The organism is Cupriavidus campinensis (assembly GCF_905397395.1).
In the GTDB taxonomy this organism is placed as follows: Bacteria; Pseudomonadota; Gammaproteobacteria; order Burkholderiales; family Burkholderiaceae; genus Cupriavidus; species Cupriavidus campinensis.
The window spans coordinates 137726-153450 of record NZ_CAJPVH010000004.1 but is presented as its reverse complement, the minus strand read 5'-3'; the positions used below and the strand labels follow the sequence as shown (position 1 = coordinate 153450).

The 15725-nt window shown below is 65.2% G+C and carries 17 protein-coding genes and 1 pseudogene; 6 read left to right on the top strand and 12 right to left on the bottom strand.

Going from position 1 to position 15725, the window contains the following annotated elements; all coding sequences use genetic code 11:
* Positions 1–27: 27 nt before the first annotated feature.
* The 3 genes from frc to KHO18_RS04370 form a co-directional block, all read right to left on the bottom strand.
* Entirely contained in the window at positions 28–1299 is a 1272-nt protein-coding gene (frc, locus tag KHO18_RS04380; RefSeq protein WP_244844530.1) for a formyl-CoA transferase, read from the bottom strand.
* A gap of 383 nt (positions 1300–1682) precedes the next feature.
* Positions 1683–2399, bottom strand: coding sequence for a GntR family transcriptional regulator (locus tag KHO18_RS04375; protein WP_092299721.1), 717 nt, complete (start codon positions 2397–2399; stop codon positions 1683–1685).
* A 246-nt stretch (positions 2400–2645) separates the two neighbouring features.
* Positions 2646–3656, bottom strand: a complete 1011-nt coding sequence (locus tag KHO18_RS04370) for a 2-dehydropantoate 2-reductase (protein ID WP_211942828.1) — start codon at positions 3654–3656, stop codon at positions 2646–2648.
* Between the two features lie 192 nt (positions 3657–3848).
* On the opposite strand from KHO18_RS04370, the gene KHO18_RS04365 reads away from it, so the two are divergent.
* From KHO18_RS04365 to KHO18_RS04355, 3 genes are all read left to right on the top strand, one after another.
* Positions 3849–4604, top strand: coding sequence for a TerC family protein (locus KHO18_RS04365; protein WP_144197072.1), 756 nt, complete (start codon positions 3849–3851; stop codon positions 4602–4604).
* 90 nt (positions 4605–4694) lie between these two features.
* Complete coding sequence (locus KHO18_RS04360) at positions 4695–5402, top strand: GntR family transcriptional regulator (protein ID WP_144197071.1); 708 nt, start codon at positions 4695–4697, stop codon at positions 5400–5402.
* 270 nt (positions 5403–5672) lie between these two features.
* Positions 5673–6062: a DUF427 domain-containing protein gene (locus tag KHO18_RS04355; RefSeq protein ID WP_144197070.1), complete on the top strand. Its 390-nt coding sequence runs from the start codon at positions 5673–5675 to the stop codon at positions 6060–6062.
* A gap of 118 nt (positions 6063–6180) precedes the next feature.
* Here KHO18_RS04355 and KHO18_RS04350 read toward each other — a convergent pair whose 3' ends face one another.
* The 3 genes and pseudogenes from KHO18_RS04350 to soxR form a co-directional block, all read right to left on the bottom strand.
* The gene (locus tag KHO18_RS04350; protein ID WP_144197069.1) at positions 6181–6366 is read right to left on the bottom strand and encodes a hypothetical protein; all 186 of its coding nucleotides are present in this window, start codon (positions 6364–6366) and stop codon (positions 6181–6183) included.
* A gap of 140 nt (positions 6367–6506) precedes the next feature.
* Positions 6507–6710, bottom strand: a pseudogene (locus KHO18_RS04345) (HD domain-containing protein); the annotation flags it as partial.
* A gap of 86 nt (positions 6711–6796) precedes the next feature.
* The gene (gene soxR / locus KHO18_RS04340; protein ID WP_144197170.1) at positions 6797–7243 is read right to left on the bottom strand and encodes a redox-sensitive transcriptional activator SoxR; all 447 of its coding nucleotides are present in this window, start codon (positions 7241–7243) and stop codon (positions 6797–6799) included.
* Positions 7244–7417: 174 nt separating this feature from the next.
* Between soxR and KHO18_RS04335 the strand changes: the two genes are divergently transcribed.
* On the top strand, positions 7418–7846 hold the full coding sequence (locus tag KHO18_RS04335) for a RidA family protein (RefSeq protein WP_144197068.1): 429 nt from the start codon (positions 7418–7420) through the stop codon (positions 7844–7846).
* 32 nt (positions 7847–7878) lie between these two features.
* Here KHO18_RS04335 and KHO18_RS04330 read toward each other — a convergent pair whose 3' ends face one another.
* Positions 7879–8820 (bottom strand): LysR family transcriptional regulator, encoded by a 942-nt coding sequence (locus tag KHO18_RS04330; protein WP_211942827.1) that lies wholly within the window; start codon positions 8818–8820, stop codon positions 7879–7881.
* Between the two features lie 165 nt (positions 8821–8985).
* On the opposite strand from KHO18_RS04330, the gene KHO18_RS04325 reads away from it, so the two are divergent.
* Positions 8986–9984 (top strand): tripartite tricarboxylate transporter substrate binding protein, encoded by a 999-nt coding sequence (locus KHO18_RS04325; RefSeq protein WP_211942826.1) that lies wholly within the window; start codon positions 8986–8988, stop codon positions 9982–9984.
* A gap of 11 nt (positions 9985–9995) precedes the next feature.
* Positions 9996–11081: a maleylacetate reductase gene (locus KHO18_RS04320; protein ID WP_211942825.1), complete on the top strand. Its 1086-nt coding sequence runs from the start codon at positions 9996–9998 to the stop codon at positions 11079–11081.
* Positions 11082–11092: 11 nt separating this feature from the next.
* On the opposite strand, the gene KHO18_RS04315 is transcribed toward KHO18_RS04320, so the two are convergent.
* From KHO18_RS04315 to KHO18_RS04295, 5 genes are all read right to left on the bottom strand, one after another.
* Positions 11093–12127 (bottom strand): LacI family DNA-binding transcriptional regulator, encoded by a 1035-nt coding sequence (locus KHO18_RS04315; RefSeq protein WP_244844529.1) that lies wholly within the window; start codon positions 12125–12127, stop codon positions 11093–11095.
* 65 nt (positions 12128–12192) lie between these two features.
* A complete protein-coding gene (locus KHO18_RS04310) occupies positions 12193–13176 on the bottom strand; it encodes a tripartite tricarboxylate transporter substrate binding protein (RefSeq protein WP_144197063.1) in 984 nt (327 codons plus the stop codon).
* A 37-nt stretch (positions 13177–13213) separates the two neighbouring features.
* Complete coding sequence (locus KHO18_RS04305) at positions 13214–14278, bottom strand: porin (protein ID WP_377731613.1); 1065 nt, start codon at positions 14276–14278, stop codon at positions 13214–13216.
* Between the two features lie 110 nt (positions 14279–14388).
* Positions 14389–14751, bottom strand: a complete 363-nt coding sequence (locus tag KHO18_RS04300; RefSeq protein ID WP_211942823.1) for a cupin domain-containing protein — start codon at positions 14749–14751, stop codon at positions 14389–14391.
* Complete coding sequence (locus tag KHO18_RS04295; RefSeq protein ID WP_211942822.1) at positions 14748–15725, bottom strand: quinone oxidoreductase family protein; 978 nt, start codon at positions 15723–15725, stop codon at positions 14748–14750. Before KHO18_RS04295 ends, KHO18_RS04300 begins: the two co-directional genes overlap by 4 nt.

Here is a 15725-nt window from a genome sequence, read left to right as displayed (position 1 = left end):
GCACCGGCCGGGGCCGGACGCCTCGGGTCAGATCGCTCCCGCCAGGCGCAGCGCAGCAATCTGGGCCGGCGACCGCCCCAGCGATTCGAGGATCTCGTTGGTGTGCTCCCCCAGCAGCGGCGAGCGCTCGACGTTCACCGGCGAGTCGGACAGTGTGATCGGCGAGCCGAGCTGCACGTATTTGCCGCGCACCGGGTGCTCCAGCTCGATCAGGAAGCCGCGCTCGTACATCGACTGGTCCCCGATCAGGTCCTTCATCGACAATATCGGGCCACACGGCACATCCACCTTGTTGAGCGCGTTCATCACCTCGAACTTGGTGTGGCCCAGGGTCCATTGCTCGATGATGCCGAAGCACGCGGCGAGCTTTTTCAGACGCACTTCAGGCGTGGCGAATTCCGGATCGGTGATCAGATCTTCGCGGCCGCACAGGCGCATCAGCGGCTCCCAGCCCTGCGGCTGGATGATGACGTAGACATAGTCGTTGGCACCGCCCGGCGCGCAGCGCAGCGCAGCGCCCGGCTGGCCGCCGCCCGACGCATTGCCCGCGCGCGGCACGTGGTCGTCGAACTGATCGTTGGGGTACTCGCGCAGCGGGCCGGCATCCAGGCGCTGTTGGTCGCGCAGTTTCACGCGGCACAGGTTCAGTACGGCGTCCTGCATGGCGACTTCCACGCGCTGGCCGCGCCCCGAATGCTCGCGCTGCAGCAGTGCGCCCAGGATCCCGACCACGCAGTGCACGCCCGTACCCGAATCGCCGATCTGCGCGCCCGTCACCAATGGCATGCCGCTGGCTTCGCCTGTCGTCGATGCGGCACCGCCCATGCACTGAGCCACGTTTTCATACGCCTTGCAGTCCTGGTAGGGGCCGGGACCGAAGCCCTTGATCGACGCATAGACCATGCGCGGATTCAGGTCCTGGATATGTTCCCAGTCGAATCCGGCGCGGGCCAGCACGCCCGGACCGAAGTTCTCGATCAGCACATCGCTCTGCTGAATCAGGTCTTCCAGCAGTGCCTTGCCTTCCGGCGTTTTCATATTGAGCGTCAGGCTACGCTTGTTGCTGTTCAGCATGGTGAAGTACAGGCTGTCAGCGTTGGGCACGTCACGCAGCTGGCTGCGCGTGATGTCACCGCGTCCGGGCAATTCGACCTTGATCACGTCGGCGCCCATCCAGGCCATCAACTGCGTAGCCGAGGGGCCGGCCTGAACGTGCGTCAGGTCCAGGACGCGAATGCCGTCCAGGGCTTTGCGTTGCGCCATGGTGCTGGTCTGACTTTGGTTGGTAGCCTCGGCCATGCTCGTCTCCTGATATGTGTCTCGCTCTTTTGACATACAGTATGTGGTATATCAGCAAGATGCAAGAGAGTTTAAACCCGAATCATGGAAGTTTCGACGCTGCATCGCAGCAAATGCGCATAAAGCCTTGCGGTGCCTACGCTGGCAGAGGCTGTGTGAACCGGGGAGGTGTTGCGGATGACGCAGAGGCCGTTCCAAGGACAGCCCCTCGCCCCTGCGAGATCGGCAAATAACCAAGGAAAAGTGCCAAAGAAACGTGCCAAAGAAAAAGCCCCAACGTGCCGTAAAGCTGTTGGGGCGCTAGAAGATTCGGCCACATCGCGGAACAATGCCCGCGCCCCGTCATGGGCCGGGCGACGGGGCGTGCATGACGTGGCCGGCAGTCAGTCCAGGAAGTCGCAGTTCTTTTCCACGTAGTCGGCCAGATCGAGCGAATGCTGGCGCACCAGCTTCTCGGCCAGCTCCGTATCGCGCTTCTCCAGCGCCTCGATAATCCGCAGATGATCGACGATCGACCGCGCGGCCCGGTCGCTCTGCGAGATCGTCATTTTCCGAATTGCACGCACATGGACGAAGATGTTCTTGATCGCGTCCATGATGATCTGCGACTTCGATAGCTGCACGATCGCCTGGTGAAAGACGATGTTGGCGTCGGAATACTCTTCGATGTGCTCGGCCGGCGTGGAGTCTCGGAAGCTGTCGAACATGTGTCGCAGTTTGCCGATTTCCTCGTCAGTGGCATGGAGCGTGGCCAGGCGGGCCGCCATGCTTTCCAGCGCGGCCCAGACCTGGATCATCTCCACGATCTCGCGCTTGGTCTTGCGCATGATGTAGATGCCGCGGCGCGGCACCGTGCGCAGGAAGCCTTCCTGCTCGAGCAGCGTCATCGCCTCGCGGATCGGCGTGCGGCTCACGCCCAGCGCCTCGGACAGCACGCGCTCGTCCAGTCGCACTTCCTCCCGCGACTGATAGATATCGGCATCGGCAATGGCCTGGCGCAGCATCGCATAGGCCTGGTCGCGCAGGCTGGCGCCCGCGTTGATCGGCTGCAGCGACAGGGTCAGGCCGGCGGGCTGGACTTCGGGTGTTTGGGCGGACATGAATGCACTCGTCTATGACCGGCGCCCCGGGGGCCGAGGCGGCCTCCGGCGGCGTCCCGCCCTGCTTCTCTGCCGGGGCCTGACGCGCGGACGCATGGTGACCAGTTTGGCATGGCGCCATGCGGTTTGCTCATCAATTTCGTCGATGATCGCGCGTCAAGAACCCGAACGGGTGAGAAAAGGGCGGGTCCGGCCTTTCGTATATGGTATATCAAGATCACCACATCGCCGGGGATTTCTCCCGCGTCATGCCGCGCGCGCTACCGGCCCGGGCGGCGCAGTCTGGCCGCCCTGCGCCATCCTGTCGCGCTGCTTGATCAGGCCAAGCACGGCATCGACCATCGGTGTGGGCTGGCCGATCATCCGCCCCATCTCCTGCACCACGGTCAGCAAGGGGTCGATTTCCATCGCCCGGCCGGCCTCCAGGTCCTGCAGCATCGAGGTCTTGTGCGCCCCCACCGCGCCGGCGCCGTCGATGCGGCGCTCCACATCCACGCGGAAGTGCACGCCAAAGCGCTCGGCAATCGCCTTGGCCTCCAGCATCATCTGGCGGGACAGCGCGCGCGTGGCGGGGTCGGCGGTGATGATGTCCAGCGTGGCATGCGTCAGCGCGCTGATCGGGTTGAAGCAGAGGTTGCCCCACAGCTTGAGCCAGATCTCATCGCGGATGTTGTCGCGCACGGGCGCGTCGAGATCCGCCTTGACCATCAGCTCGGCCAGTTGCGTCACGCGCGAGGAACGGCTGCCGTCCGGCTCGCCGATAGGAAACTTCTTACCGTAGACATGGCGGATCACGCCCGGCGACTCGATCTCCGCCGCCGGATACAGCACGCAGCCGATGGCCCGCTCCGGCCCGAGGCCGCGCCACTGCTTGCCGCCCGGGTCCACGCTCTCCAGCGTGCGCCCGGCAAACTCGCCACCGTGCTTGTGGAAGTACCAGTAGGGAATGCCGTTGACACCGGTCACCACGGCCGTTTCCGGCCCGAGCAGCGGTTGCATCAAGTCCACCACGCCGGGCACCTGGTGCGCCTTGAGCGTGATGAACACGTAGTCCTGCGGCCCCAGCTCACGCGGATCGCTGGTGCAGCGCACGCGCGCCACGCGCTCCTCGCCCTCGATATGAAGGCGCACGCCGTTGGCCTGCATGGCCGCCAGGTGCGGCCCGCGTGCGATGAAACTCACGTCGGCGCCCGCGAGCGCCAACTGCGCGCCCATGTAGCCGCCAATCGCCCCTGCCCCATAGATACAGATCTTCATGGGTTGTCTCCTCGATGGTTGTGATGACCGGTATTGTTTTGATATATCACATACTATATTCCAGTCTTGGCGTTTCACAACCTCAATCTCACCCTAACTGCTCTCCCCTGCGCCGCCGGCGTGCGCTACCATGATCCTGGTAGTCCGCTTTCGGGTAGCCCTGCCCCAGCCCACCCCAACCAAGGAGTTCGCATGGAATCGCTACTCGCGCTGGCGCGCGATCCGGCCGCCTGGGCCGCCCTGGCCACACTGGTGGCCATGGAGGTCGTGCTCGGCATCGACAACCTGATTTTCATCTCCATCCTGACCAACAAGCTGCCCGAAGCCATGCGCGAGAAGGCGCGGCGGCTGGGGATCACTCTTGCGCTGGTGATGCGCCTGGGCTTGCTGGCGACGATTGCCTGGATCGTGGCGCTGACCGAGCCGGTCTTCACGATCCTTGGCAAAGGCATTTCCTGGCGCGACATCATCCTGATTGCCGGGGGCGCGTTCCTGGTCTGGAAGGCCACGCGCGAGATCCATCAGCACGTCTCGCCCGAACCCGGGCATGGCGAGGAAGGCATCGTCGCCCGCGCCGCGCCAAGTTTCGCGGTGGCCATCGGCCAGATCCTCGTGCTCGACCTCGTGTTCTCGATCGATAGCATCATCACCGCCGTGGGCATGACCGACCACGTCCCGATCATGTTCGTTGCCGTGATCGCCGCCGTGACCGTGATGCTGTTCGCAGCCGCGCCGCTGGCCAACTTCATCAACGCGAATCCCACCATCATCATGTTGGCGCTGGCCTTCCTGATCATGATCGGCATGACACTGATTGCCGACGGGCTGGGCCACCACGTGCCGAAGGGCTATATCTATGCGGCGATGGCCTTCTCGACCGGCGTGGAGGGATTGAACATGCTGGCGCGGCGGCGGCGCAGCCGGCGCACGGAGCCGCCGCCGGCCTGATATCGGGTATTCGGGCCTGGTGGCTGGCGAGTGGCCTGCCCGAGCGGGTATGATGGCTGTCTTTGCTGTCATCCCCACTCACACGCATCCATGCTTCCTGCGGATCTTGCCGGCGCCGATGGCGACCAGAGCGCGTCGCTGCCGCGTTCCGAACGGGCCTACCAACAACTCCGGGGCGCGATCCAGGCCGGCCACCTGCCACCCGGCACGCGCCTGCGCGAGGTGGAACTCGCCGAATCGCTAGGGCTGTCGCGCACGCCGGTGCGCGAGGCGCTCTCGCGGCTCGAGTCCGAAGGGCTCGTCGTCAACGAGCCCAATCGCGGCATGATGGTCACGCGGCTCGACGCCAGCATGGTGAGCGAGCTGTATGTCATGCGCGAGGTGCTTGAATCCACCGCGGCCGCCCTGGCCGCCCGCCATGCCACCGACGTGGAAATCTCGTTGTTGCGCGATATTGTCGAGCGCGATCTGGCCTTCGCTGAAGACCCCGACAAGCTGGCCGTCAACAATCGCCTGTTCCACGAGACGCTGCACCGCTGCGCGCACAATCGATATCTTCTGAAAACCTTGCGCTCGCTGCATGAGTCGATGGCGCTGCTTGGCCGCTCCACACTGGCCGTGCCGGGCCGCGCCCGGGGGTCGTACGAGGAACATCTGGCGCTGGTGGAGGCACTCGAGGCCCGTAACCCGGCGCAGGCCGAGCAGATTGCCCGGCGGCATATCCAGCAGGCGTACAAAGTGCGGCTGTCGCTGTGGATCGAGGAACAATCGGCTGGCGGCCAGTCACTATCGCTTTGATTTGCCGATAGTTTTTGAGCCTCCCAAACCCCAGCAGCCCCAGCAGCCCCGCCCCGTGCGGGGCTTTGTTTTGGAATGTTGGCCTGGATTGTTCTAGGGACTACAAGAGTGTGTTCCCCTGCGCGCGCTATGCCGCGCCGATCGCGCTTGCTATCGTCCATACCGAGGCCGAGGCTCTTCTCTCCCTTTCGGCCTCACGTCACCTCCGTGGCGGCTTTTTCTTTGAGGCGCGGCCTGATCGCCGCGCCTCCTTTCTTAGGGAGGTCTGCCATGACCGACAAATCCGCTGACAAGTTAGTCCGGATTCCCGGCCCGGATCATCCGATCACGATCACGCCCCAGGCCGGCCGCGTGGTGGTGAGCGTAGCGGGCCGCGTGATTGCCGACACCCGCCGGGCCCTGACACTCGCCGAGGCCTCGTACCCGCCGGTCCAGTACATTCCGCGCGAAGACGTGGACATGTCGCAACTGACGCGCACCCAGCACACCAGCCACTGCCCGTATAAGGGCAATGCGGCGTACTACAGCATTCCCGCCGGCGGCACCCGCTCAGGCAACGCGGGGTGGACCTATGAATCGCCCCATCAGGCGGTCGCCCAGATCGCCGGCCATCTGGCCTTCTACCCGGATCGCGTCGATCGCATCGAAGTGACTCGCTAAGCACCCATATAAGCCAAAAAACCGACCCGCCGCACACCTCGAAGGGGTGTGCGGCGGGTCGGTTTTTCAATGGCGGCGCCGGGAAGGCGCCGCAGGCACTACGGGTGTTCTGACCGGATTAACCGTTCGCGTAGACGACCTTGGCCTTGCGCGCTTCCGATTGCAGACGGGAGAAAACGTTCTGCACGGCAGCCACGACGCGCTTCACGTCGTTGGCAAAACCCAGGCTTTGCGTGCCCAGTTCGCGCTCGATCAGGTCGCGTTCGAGTTGATCGGTCATCTTGATGTCGGATTGGGTGTTCATGGCGTCCTTCCTTGAGGGATTACCCTTATGGGGTTTTCACTAATTGTAGCAGAAGGATTGTCGCAATGCAGCATTAGGTGATAGTACGTATGCGCGGAAGCAACGGGACGGCCTTATGAGTCACTCTACGCTGATCCCGGCAGCATCTTCACAACGCGGACCACATCGACCGGCGCTGCCGCATGCTCCGATAGCACGAGCGCATACATGGCGAGATGCCAGGAATGCTCGGCACTATTTTCTCGACGCGATCGATCGATAGGCGGCGACATCCGCACGACGCTCTTCAGTCGGTCAATTTCTCTAAGGAAGGCGAGCTGCCGCTCCAGGTGGGGAAGATTCATGGTGAACACCAGGCGATGAGCATCACAGGGAGATGTCTGGCAGACAACTATGCCGGACATGGCTGGCAAACGCATGGATATGCGTGTCAAGGCGTCCCCTCGCCCACATGGGCACCTGGCCCCCGCCCCGCCATCACGTCCTGTGGATTGCGCAACGGACACGCCTTCAGCGACAGGCAGCCGCAGCCAATGCAGCCGTCGAGTTGATCGCGGAGCATCGTCAGCGCGCGGATGCGGGCGTCGAGATCCTCCCGCCAGGAAGCAGACAGCCGGCGCCAGTCGGCCACGGTCGGTGCCTTGCCCGCCGGCAAACGCGCGAACGCCTCGGCGATGACCGCAAGCGGCACGCCCATGCGCTGGGCAATGCGTAACACAGCCAGCCGACGCAGGATGCCGCGTGGATAGCGGCGCTGGTTGCCAGCGCTGCGCGTGCTCGAAATCAAGCCCTTCGATTCATAGAAATGGAGCGCGGAAGCGGCCACGCCGCTGCGTTCGACCACCTGCCCAATGGTCAGCGGGTCGCGGGCGCGCATCGGGCGCACGGGTGGTTCCAACGGGTCGATTTTGTCGATTTTCGGGGGGCGGCTCATGACAGGACCATAGCGGACAAGGAAAGCCCTTGCAGCGCGCATGGTATCGCACTCGAGCTTGACCTCAATCGCACTTGAGGTTTGACACTGGCATCCCTTTCCACCCAGGACCCTGCCATGCAGCTCGAATCGCCTCGCGCCCCGTACCTCCAGTTCATGAACCCGCCCGATCTCTACGATCCGCGCCTGAACGGCTATTCACATGTCGCGGTAGCGATCCGCCCTGCGAAGCTCATCTTCGCGGCGGGCCAGGGTGGCGAGGACATGTGCGGCGGCCTGCGGGCCGACTTCACGGCGCAGGTCAACCGCGCACTGTCCAACCTGCGCGTGGCGCTGCAGGCCGGCGGCGCAGACATCCCCGACATAGCCAAGATCACGGTGCTGGTCGTCGATCATTCAATGGAACGGCTGGCCATCTTCAGCCGCGCCTGGCAGGCCTTGCTGGGCGACTGGCCGGCACCCGCCTGCACGCTGATTCCCGTGCCAAGGCTGGCGATCGACGGCATGCTGTTCGAGATAGAGGCCGTAGCCGTGTTGCCGGAATAGCCATCCCCTTCACGATGAGAGAGGCGTCAGAATCACCGGGGGCAGGTCTCGGTGCGCGTCATCGCCAGCTGCCATGAAGGTGGGGCGCCAATGCATTGGTTCAGGTGCGATGTGAAGGCCCGGAGCTTTGCCGATGCGCGCGGCTGGGCGCGCAGCAAATAGATGCCGCCTTGTGCCTGCGGGCGGAGGCCATCCAGCAGCAATTCCTCCAGCCGCCCCGCCCCGATATCCTCGCCGACCGACCAGTCCGGCATCAGGGCGATGCCCAGCCCTTGCAGTACCGACAGCCGCCGTGCATCGCAATCGTCGCACTCCACCGCGAACAGCGCCTGCGCGGCGTGGGTGGATTCCAGGAGTTCGCGCCAGCCGCGCATGCTCGTGCTGTGGCCCCGGTCGATAAGGCGGTGGCGCGATAGTTCATCCGCGTGCACGGGTCTGCCGTGAGCGCGCAGGTAGTCTGGCGTGGCGCAGATCACGTATCGCTGGCTGGCCACTCGCTGGGCGATCAGGCTGCTGTCGGCCTGTTGCCCGACGCGCACCACGACATCAAACCTTTCGAGCACCGGATCGACCACACGCTCGGTCAACTCCAGCTCAACGGTCAGGTCCGGATACTGCGCGTAGAGGGAACCGAGGTGGGGTACGACGTGCCGCCGCGCGAACGCCGGCAGGCACGCCACGCGCAATCGGCCGCTGACACCCTGCTCCAGCGCCGTCACCGCGTCGCGCGTTTCATTGAGTTCCTGGAGGATGCGCGCGGCCCGCTGGTAGAGAAGATCGCCCGCCTCGGTGCAGACCAGCGCCCGCGTGGAGCGGGTGAACAGCGCCACGCCCATTTCCCGCTCCAGCACGTCGATCTGGCGCGACACTGACGATGCGACCTGCCCGCGCCGCCGCGCAACGGCCGAGAAGCTCCCTTCACGTGCCACATCGACGAAGACAGCCAGATTCTCAGCAAAGCGAATGAATTCCATTTGTGCGCTCTCCGCAAAGGCATTACGCGCCCGGATTGGCTTTCCACGGCAAACCGACGGGAATAGTATCAACACCTCAGCCCAGAGAGGCAAGTCTTTGCGAAAATCGCAAAGCATGCAGCCTCCGTCATCCGGATTGTCGAAACCCTACTGGAAGGCACCGCAATGGAGACAACCTACCTCTCAGCCGCCCTGCGCTCGATGCGCGGGCGCCCCCGCCGCATGCTGGCCACCGCGCTCCTCATGTGCGCAACCGGCCACGTCATGGCCGACGACTGGCCCGCCAGGACGGTCACGATCGTCGTACCGTATGCAGCAGGCGGCACCGTCGACAAGGTCGCACGGCAGGTGCAGGATGGCCTGCACACCCGCCTGGCGCAGACCGTGGTGGTAGATAACCGCGCGGGCGCCGGCGGCACCATAGGCACCGGCCAGATTGCCCGGAGCCCCGCCGATGGCTACACGCTCGGCATGGTGTTCGATTCCTTCGCCACCGAGTCCCACATTTATCCGAAACTGCCCTATGTCGGGAAGCGCGACCTGACGGGTGTGTCGTACATGGTCCGCTCGCCCATGGTGCTCGTGGTGCCGGCCAGTTCGCCTTACCAGACCCTCCAGGATTACGTCAGTGCCACGCGCACGCCGAAGAAGGTCTCGTACGCATCGGTAGGCGCCGGGAGTTCCAACCAGCTTGTGGCGGAAGCGTTTTTCGAAGCCGCTGGCACCAGCGGTATCCACACCCCCTACAAGGGTGGCGGACCCGCGATCAACGACCTACTGGGCGCCCACGTGGACTCGATGATCGCCAGCCTGCCGCTGATCCTGCCTTATGTACAGGCCGGCAAGCTGCGCGCGCTGGCGGTGACGTCCCCGCAGCGCGACGCCCGTCTGCCCGAGGTGCCCGCCGTGGCGGAACGCTACAAGGGCTTCGAAGCATACTCGTGGGTGGCCATGATCGCGCCGGCCAAGATCCCGCCGGCCGTGCTGGAGAAACTGTCAGCGGCGGTGACCGCCACCCTGCGCGACCCTGCCATCGCGAAGCAGCTGAGCGCTGGCGGCTTCGAGATCGTGGCAGGGAACGCCACCCAGACCAACAAGCTGATCCAGGACGAGTCCGCGCGCTGGGGCCGCCTGATCAAGGCCCGCAACATCACACTCGAATAGATGCCGCCGTCATGAACACTTTCGTCTATCAGTCCCGCCCCCAACGCGTGGTCTTCGGCGCGGGCGCGCTGGCCCGACTGGCCGATGAAGCCGATGCGCTCGGCGTCAAGCGCGTGCTCGTGCTTTGCACGCCCGGCCAACGTGCGCTCGCGGAGCGCGCCAGCGCGTTGCTGGGCGACCGCAGCGCAGGCATTTTCGATGGCGCCGTCATGCACGTGCCCGTGGAACAGGCCCGCAAGGCGCGCACCGTGGCGGCAGAGCGCGGGGCCGACTGCGCGCTGGCCATCGGCGGGGGGTCGACGATCGGTCTCGGCAAGGCGATTGCGCTGGAGTCCGCGCTGCCCGTCATCGCTGTGCCCACCACTTACGCCGGCTCGGAAGCGACGCCGATCTACGGCCTGACCGACGCCGGCCTCAAGCGCACCGGACGCGATGCCCGTGTCCTGCCACGCACTGTCATCTACGATCCGGAGTTATCCCTGCGTCTGCCGCGCATGGTCAGTGTGACCAGCGGCATCAATGCCATCGCCCATGCGGCCGAGGGCCTGTACGCGGGCGATCGCAACCCGGTCAGCGACTGGATGTCGCGCGAAGGCATCGCGGCGCTGGGTCGTGCGTTGCCGGTCATTGCCCGGGGAGGTGGCGAGGACGGTGCCGAAACGCTCGCCGCACGCGGCGATGCGCTCTACGGGGCGTGGCTGTGCGGCGCCGTGCTCGGCAGCGTCACGGCAGGGTTGCACCACAAGCTGTGTCATACGCTGGGTGGCACCTTCAATCTGCCGCACGCGGAGGTCCATACGATTGTGCTGCCGCACGCGCTTGCCTACAACGCCGCTGCCGCGCCGGCCGCCATGGAAGCCATCGCCCGTGCGCTGGGTGCCACCGATGGCAATGCACCGGCGGCGGTCTTCGACCTCGCCGCCTCGCTCGGCGCCCCTACCGCGTTGCGCGATATCGGCCTGAAAGAAGAGGATCTGGAGCGGGCATGCGAACTGGCACGACAGGATCAGTACCCGAATCCGCGTCCATTGGAAGCGTCTGGCATCCGCACCCTGCTGCGCGATGCGTTCCTGGGCAATCGTCCGGCGCTCTCCTAGGAAAGCATCGATCAACCCTGCCCAGGCGGCGCCCCCGTGGAGCCGCGTACCACCAGTTCCGGCCGCAATTCGATGACGACGGTGGCAGTCTGTGGCTTCTCGATCCTGCGCAGCAGCAGTTCGGCCGCCTGTTCGCCCATGTCATGCACCGGGATGCGAATGGTCGTCAGCGGCGGCGTCAGTGCATCGACGAAAGGCATATCGTTGTGGCCCACCACGGAGACGTCTTCCGGACAGCGCAAGCCGCGCTCGCGCAGAAAGTCGTAGCAACCCATGGCCACGAGATCATTGCCTGCGGCAATGGCGGTCAGGCCGGGCAGCGCTTCGAACAACTGGGCACAGGCCCTGCGGCCGGCCTCCCGGGTATAGCTCTCGGCCTCGACGACGGCATACGCACCGCGCCGCAATCGATGACGTTTGACCGCCTGCATGAAGCCTTCCCGCCGCAGTTCGCCCGTGGAGGTACTCGCGGGACCGGCGATGTGACCGATGCTGCGGTGGCCGAGCGATACCAGATGATCGACGGTCAGCGCCATCGCCAGCTGGCTGTCGCTGACCACGCAGGACGCCCGGCCGGTATGCTCGCCGCGATTCACCATCACCACCGGAATGCCGAGCTGGAAGCAGTAGTCGAGCAAGGGATCGTCGCGTTCCGCCGTGGCCAGCACCAGCCCTTCCACCTGCCGGGCCAGTAACTGGTCGATCACGAAACGCTGCCTGGCGCGCTCCACGCCAGCATTGACGACGATGGGCACATAGCCGTGCCTGCCGAGAACGGCCTCGATCCCCGCCAGGATGGGCGGGAACACCGGATTCGCGATGTCCGGCAACACCACGCCGATCAGCCCCGAGCGTTGCGTACGCAGCCCCGCCGCGATGCGGTTCGGACGGAACCCGCGCAATTCGGCCAGCTTCAGGATTCGCGTGGCCACCTCTTCGGCCACAAGATGGCGCGTGGCGGGGTTCATCACGCGAGACACCGTCGAATAGTGGACATCGACCTCGGCGGCGAGGTCCTTGATGGTCACGCGTTTGCGCTCGGACATGGGCAGGCAGACGCCACGTTGGCTATTGGAATGCGCCATTCTAGCGCCTGCCGCCGCCGCGCCGGCTATTCCCCTGCCCGCACGCCGGACTGTTTCACCACGGGCGCCAGCTTGCCGATTTCGGCCTGGATATAGCTGGCAAACTCCTGCGGCGTGCTGCCGCGTGCCTCGGCCCCCTGCGCGGCCAGCCTCTCGCGCACATCGGGCGACGCCAGCGCCTTGCCGATCTCGGTGTTGAGCGCCTGGATCACCTCCTTCGGCGTGCCGGCCGGCGCCAGTACGCCGAACCACGAATCGAACGCATACCCGGGCAGCCCCGCCTCCGCCACGGTTGGCACATCGGGCAATGCGCCGGCGCGGGCTGGCGTGGTCACGGCCAGCGCGCGCAACTTGCCTTGCCTGACGAACGGCATGGCCGATACGGTCGGCGCGAACATCATGTCGCCGCGCCCCGCCATCACGTCCGTCAGCGCTTCGCCGGTGCCCTTGTACGGAATGTGCACGATGTCGATGCCTGCCTGCATCTTGAACATCTCACCGCTCAGGTGCGTGGAGCTGCCCGAACCGGCGGAATCGAAATTCAGGGTGCCTGGCTTGGCCTTGGCGGCGGCCACGATGTCGCGCATCGACTTGTACGGACTGGCGGCATTGACCACCAGCACGTTGGGCACCGAAGCGACCAGCGACACCGGCGCGAAGTCCTTGAGCGTGTCGTAGCCCAGCTTCGGATAGAGCGTGGCGTTGATGGCATGGCCCACGGAGACCAGGATCAGCGTGTAGCCGTCAGGCGGCGACTTGGCAACCGTGCTGGCGCCGAGGGTGCCGCCGGCGCCAGGCCGGTTGTCCACCACCACCTGCCATTGGCCGCCCTCCCCCAGCTTGCCGCCAATGATGCGCGCCAGGATATCGGTGGCGCTGCCTGCCGAGAACGGCACGATCAGCCGGATCGGCTTCGCGGGATACTGGGATTGCGCGATGGCCGCGTGCGGCAGCCAAAGCGCCGCGATCAGCCCAAAGGCGGTGATGGGGCGGAAAAACTGTCGTCTCATGGTTGTCTCCTCACGGTGCAAATGGCGTGCGCGGACGTCAGAAAAAGTGCCGCATGCCGAGCGCAAGGGTCTGCGGATCGGCACCGGCGCTGACACCGAGCTCGTTGATGGCGAAGTCGTAGATCGCGTTTTTCTTGTTATGGATGCGGCTGTAGTAGGCGTAGAGCGCGGTGCGCTTCGATAGCGGGTAGTCGTAGCCCACCGTGAACTGCATGGCATTGGTCTCCGAGCCGCTACGGAAGAAGCCGATCGTGTCCGTGGACGACCCCGTGCCGTTGGCGGCATAGGCCACCCCCACCCGCACGCTGCCGGTCCCAAGCTTCTGCACCAGCGATGCGTAGTACCCATTGCGCTGCAGATCGCCCGTATCCGTGCGGTAGTGCAGGTGTTCATAGAGCGCGGCCAGGCGCGTACCCGGGAACAGCTGGTAGGCCAAGGCTACCTTCAGCGCATCGTCATTGCGTCCGGCTGCCTGGTAGTGCGAGTGGACTTCATAGGCAATCGTGGCGCCGAGCGGGCCTCGCTCGTAGACCAACGCGGCGGAGTACAGCGCCGGATTGCGTGGCACCGTCGTCTTCTCTTCCGGCAATCCCCAGCCGAGCCAGAGGCTGGCGCCGCCCAGTTGCGGCGAGCGGTACTGGATGATGTTCTTCTGGCGCCGATCGAACGAACTCGTGTCCTGCACGTTGTCAGAACTCGACGTCGAGCCATTGCCGATCAACGCCATGTAGCCGGCGGTGGTCGGGTAGTACGGATCGTAGCCCGCCGTCGACTCGGTATAGGGCGTCTGCCAGTGGCCCATGAACAGCAGCCCGTAGTCGCCCTGCAGGCCCACGCGCGTATTGCGGCCCGCAATCTGGCCCTGTCCGGTGTCCAGCGAGACGTTGCTCTCGATCTGCCACACGGCCTGGAGCGAGCCGCCAAGGTGCTCCACGCCCCGGAAGCCGAATACCGACCGATTGTTGGTCTGCCGCACGGTGCTGCCCAGCTTCGTCCCGTCCGTTGCCGTGCTGGCCCGCGAGTACTCGATGGCCGTGTTGAGCCGGCCGTAGATCGTCACGCTGTCTTCCGCCATCGCTTCCCGGGCGATGACAGTGGACATCAGCGCCAGTGGAATCACATGACGTCGCCTGAAAACTCTCTGCATCTGGGTCTCCTCGTGTTGTGATGAAGTGGATCTTTGCAAACGTTTGCAGCAGAGCAACAAAAAAATCAGGGCTTGGCGGTGGCCGTGGTCGTGGCCGGATAGGGCATGGCCAGCAGCAGCATCGCGGGCCGGTTGGAGGAATTGCTCACCTGCCGTGCCTCCCCGGGCGCCAGCCGAACGGAATCGAACTGCCCGAGCGTCACGGACTCATCCGGCGTGCGGATGCAGACCTCGCCCTCCAGCACGACGTAGTGCTTCTCCATCGGCGAGGCGTCGAGCGAGGTATGGCCGCCCGGCAGGATGATCGACACACCCAGCCACAGGGCGTCGGAGGGGCCCGCCTCGTGGCCTTGCAGACGCAGGCAGTGCATGCCTTCATGATTGGCGGGATGGTAGGCCCGCGCCTGTGCGAATCGGGTCGTATTCATGGCGTCAGCACCACGCGCTCGGTGGCGCCTTGCAGCACGGCGCGATAGGCGTCCCGTGCATTGGACAGCGCGTACGTGTAGTCCGGAAGCACCGGGAACGCCTTCAGGGCGCCTGATGTGAACATCGGCGCCAGCGCATCGAGGATCTTTGCGCCGGCTTCGCTGTCCATGGCAAGCGTATCGACGCCCACGTAGGTGTGCTGGCCACGGTAGAACGCGAAGATGTCGAACCGCACCGGCTTTTCAATCGTGGAGATGAAGACCTGCGTGGCGCCAATCGCCATGGCCAGATTCGCCTGCTCGAAATAGGGGCTGCCCACCGTGTTGTAGACGATATCCGCACCATGCCCGCCGGTTTCCTCCCGCACGACGTCGGAGAGCGTCTCCCGGCTGGCATCGATCATGCGCACCGTTCCGCTGGCGTGACCACGGTAGGGCTCGGCACCGCGCTCCACGGCGAACACGCGTGCGCCCAGTGCGGTCGCGATCTGGATCGTGGCCTGGCCTACCTTGCCATTGCCGCCGCAAACGAGCACCGTGCTGCCGGCGCCCGGCATGCCGGCGCGGCGCAAGCCCTCATACGCGGTGATGAACGGCACCCCGACGGCACCGGCTTCCAGCAGCGACAGCGTCGCCGGCTTCTCGCGCACTGCGTCCACGCCAATACGCAGATACTTGCCATGCGTGCCGTCGCGACGAATGCCAAGCTCGCCGCCACTGCCCCAGACCTGCCGGCCGATCCACTGCGAGGGGCCGTCGATCACGACGCCTGCGTAGTCGCGCCCCGGCGTGCGCGGCCATACGGCATGCGGCATCATGCCGAGCGTCGCCTTCACGTCGCTGGGGTTCACGCCCGCGCTGGCGACTTCGATGATGCACTGGCCCGTGCCGGCCTCGGGACGCGGCATGCCGGTCAATGCGAGTTCGAGCGTGTCGATACTGGAGGCTTTCTGATGAACCTGGATGGTATTCAT

What these genes read in the sequence shown, in the direction of transcription:
- frc (WP_244844530.1), bottom strand. Translation starts at nt 1,299, where the DNA reads ATGGCCGAGGCTACCAACCAAAGTCAGACCAGCACCATGGCGCAACGC.
- KHO18_RS04375 (WP_092299721.1), bottom strand. Translation starts at nt 2,399, where the DNA reads ATGTCCGCCCAAACACCCGAAGTCCAGCCCGCCGGCCTGACCCTGTCG.
- KHO18_RS04370 (WP_211942828.1), bottom strand. Translation starts at nt 3,656, where the DNA reads ATGAAGATCTGTATCTATGGGGCAGGGGCGATTGGCGGCTACATGGGC.
- KHO18_RS04365 (WP_144197072.1), top strand. Translation starts at nt 3,849, where the DNA reads ATGGAATCGCTACTCGCGCTGGCGCGCGATCCGGCCGCCTGGGCCGCC.
- KHO18_RS04360 (WP_144197071.1), top strand. Translation starts at nt 4,695, where the DNA reads ATGCTTCCTGCGGATCTTGCCGGCGCCGATGGCGACCAGAGCGCGTCG.
- KHO18_RS04355 (WP_144197070.1), top strand. Translation starts at nt 5,673, where the DNA reads ATGACCGACAAATCCGCTGACAAGTTAGTCCGGATTCCCGGCCCGGAT.
- KHO18_RS04350 (WP_144197069.1), bottom strand. Translation starts at nt 6,366, where the DNA reads ATGAACACCCAATCCGACATCAAGATGACCGATCAACTCGAACGCGAC.
- soxR (WP_144197170.1), bottom strand. Translation starts at nt 7,243, where the DNA reads ATGCGCGCCCGCGACCCGCTGACCATTGGGCAGGTGGTCGAACGCAGC.
- KHO18_RS04335 (WP_144197068.1), top strand. Translation starts at nt 7,418, where the DNA reads ATGCAGCTCGAATCGCCTCGCGCCCCGTACCTCCAGTTCATGAACCCG.
- KHO18_RS04330 (WP_211942827.1), bottom strand. Translation starts at nt 8,820, where the DNA reads ATGGAATTCATTCGCTTTGCTGAGAATCTGGCTGTCTTCGTCGATGTG.
- KHO18_RS04325 (WP_211942826.1), top strand. Translation starts at nt 8,986, where the DNA reads ATGGAGACAACCTACCTCTCAGCCGCCCTGCGCTCGATGCGCGGGCGC.
- KHO18_RS04320 (WP_211942825.1), top strand. Translation starts at nt 9,996, where the DNA reads ATGAACACTTTCGTCTATCAGTCCCGCCCCCAACGCGTGGTCTTCGGC.
- KHO18_RS04315 (WP_244844529.1), bottom strand. Translation starts at nt 12,127, where the DNA reads ATGTCCGAGCGCAAACGCGTGACCATCAAGGACCTCGCCGCCGAGGTC.
- KHO18_RS04310 (WP_144197063.1), bottom strand. Translation starts at nt 13,176, where the DNA reads ATGAGACGACAGTTTTTCCGCCCCATCACCGCCTTTGGGCTGATCGCG.
- KHO18_RS04305 (WP_377731613.1), bottom strand. Translation starts at nt 14,278, where the DNA reads ATGTCCACTGTCATCGCCCGGGAAGCGATGGCGGAAGACAGCGTGACG.
- KHO18_RS04300 (WP_211942823.1), bottom strand. Translation starts at nt 14,751, where the DNA reads ATGAATACGACCCGATTCGCACAGGCGCGGGCCTACCATCCCGCCAAT.
- KHO18_RS04295 (WP_211942822.1), bottom strand. Translation starts at nt 15,725, where the DNA reads ATGAATACCATCCAGGTTCATCAGAAAGCCTCCAGTATCGACACGCTC.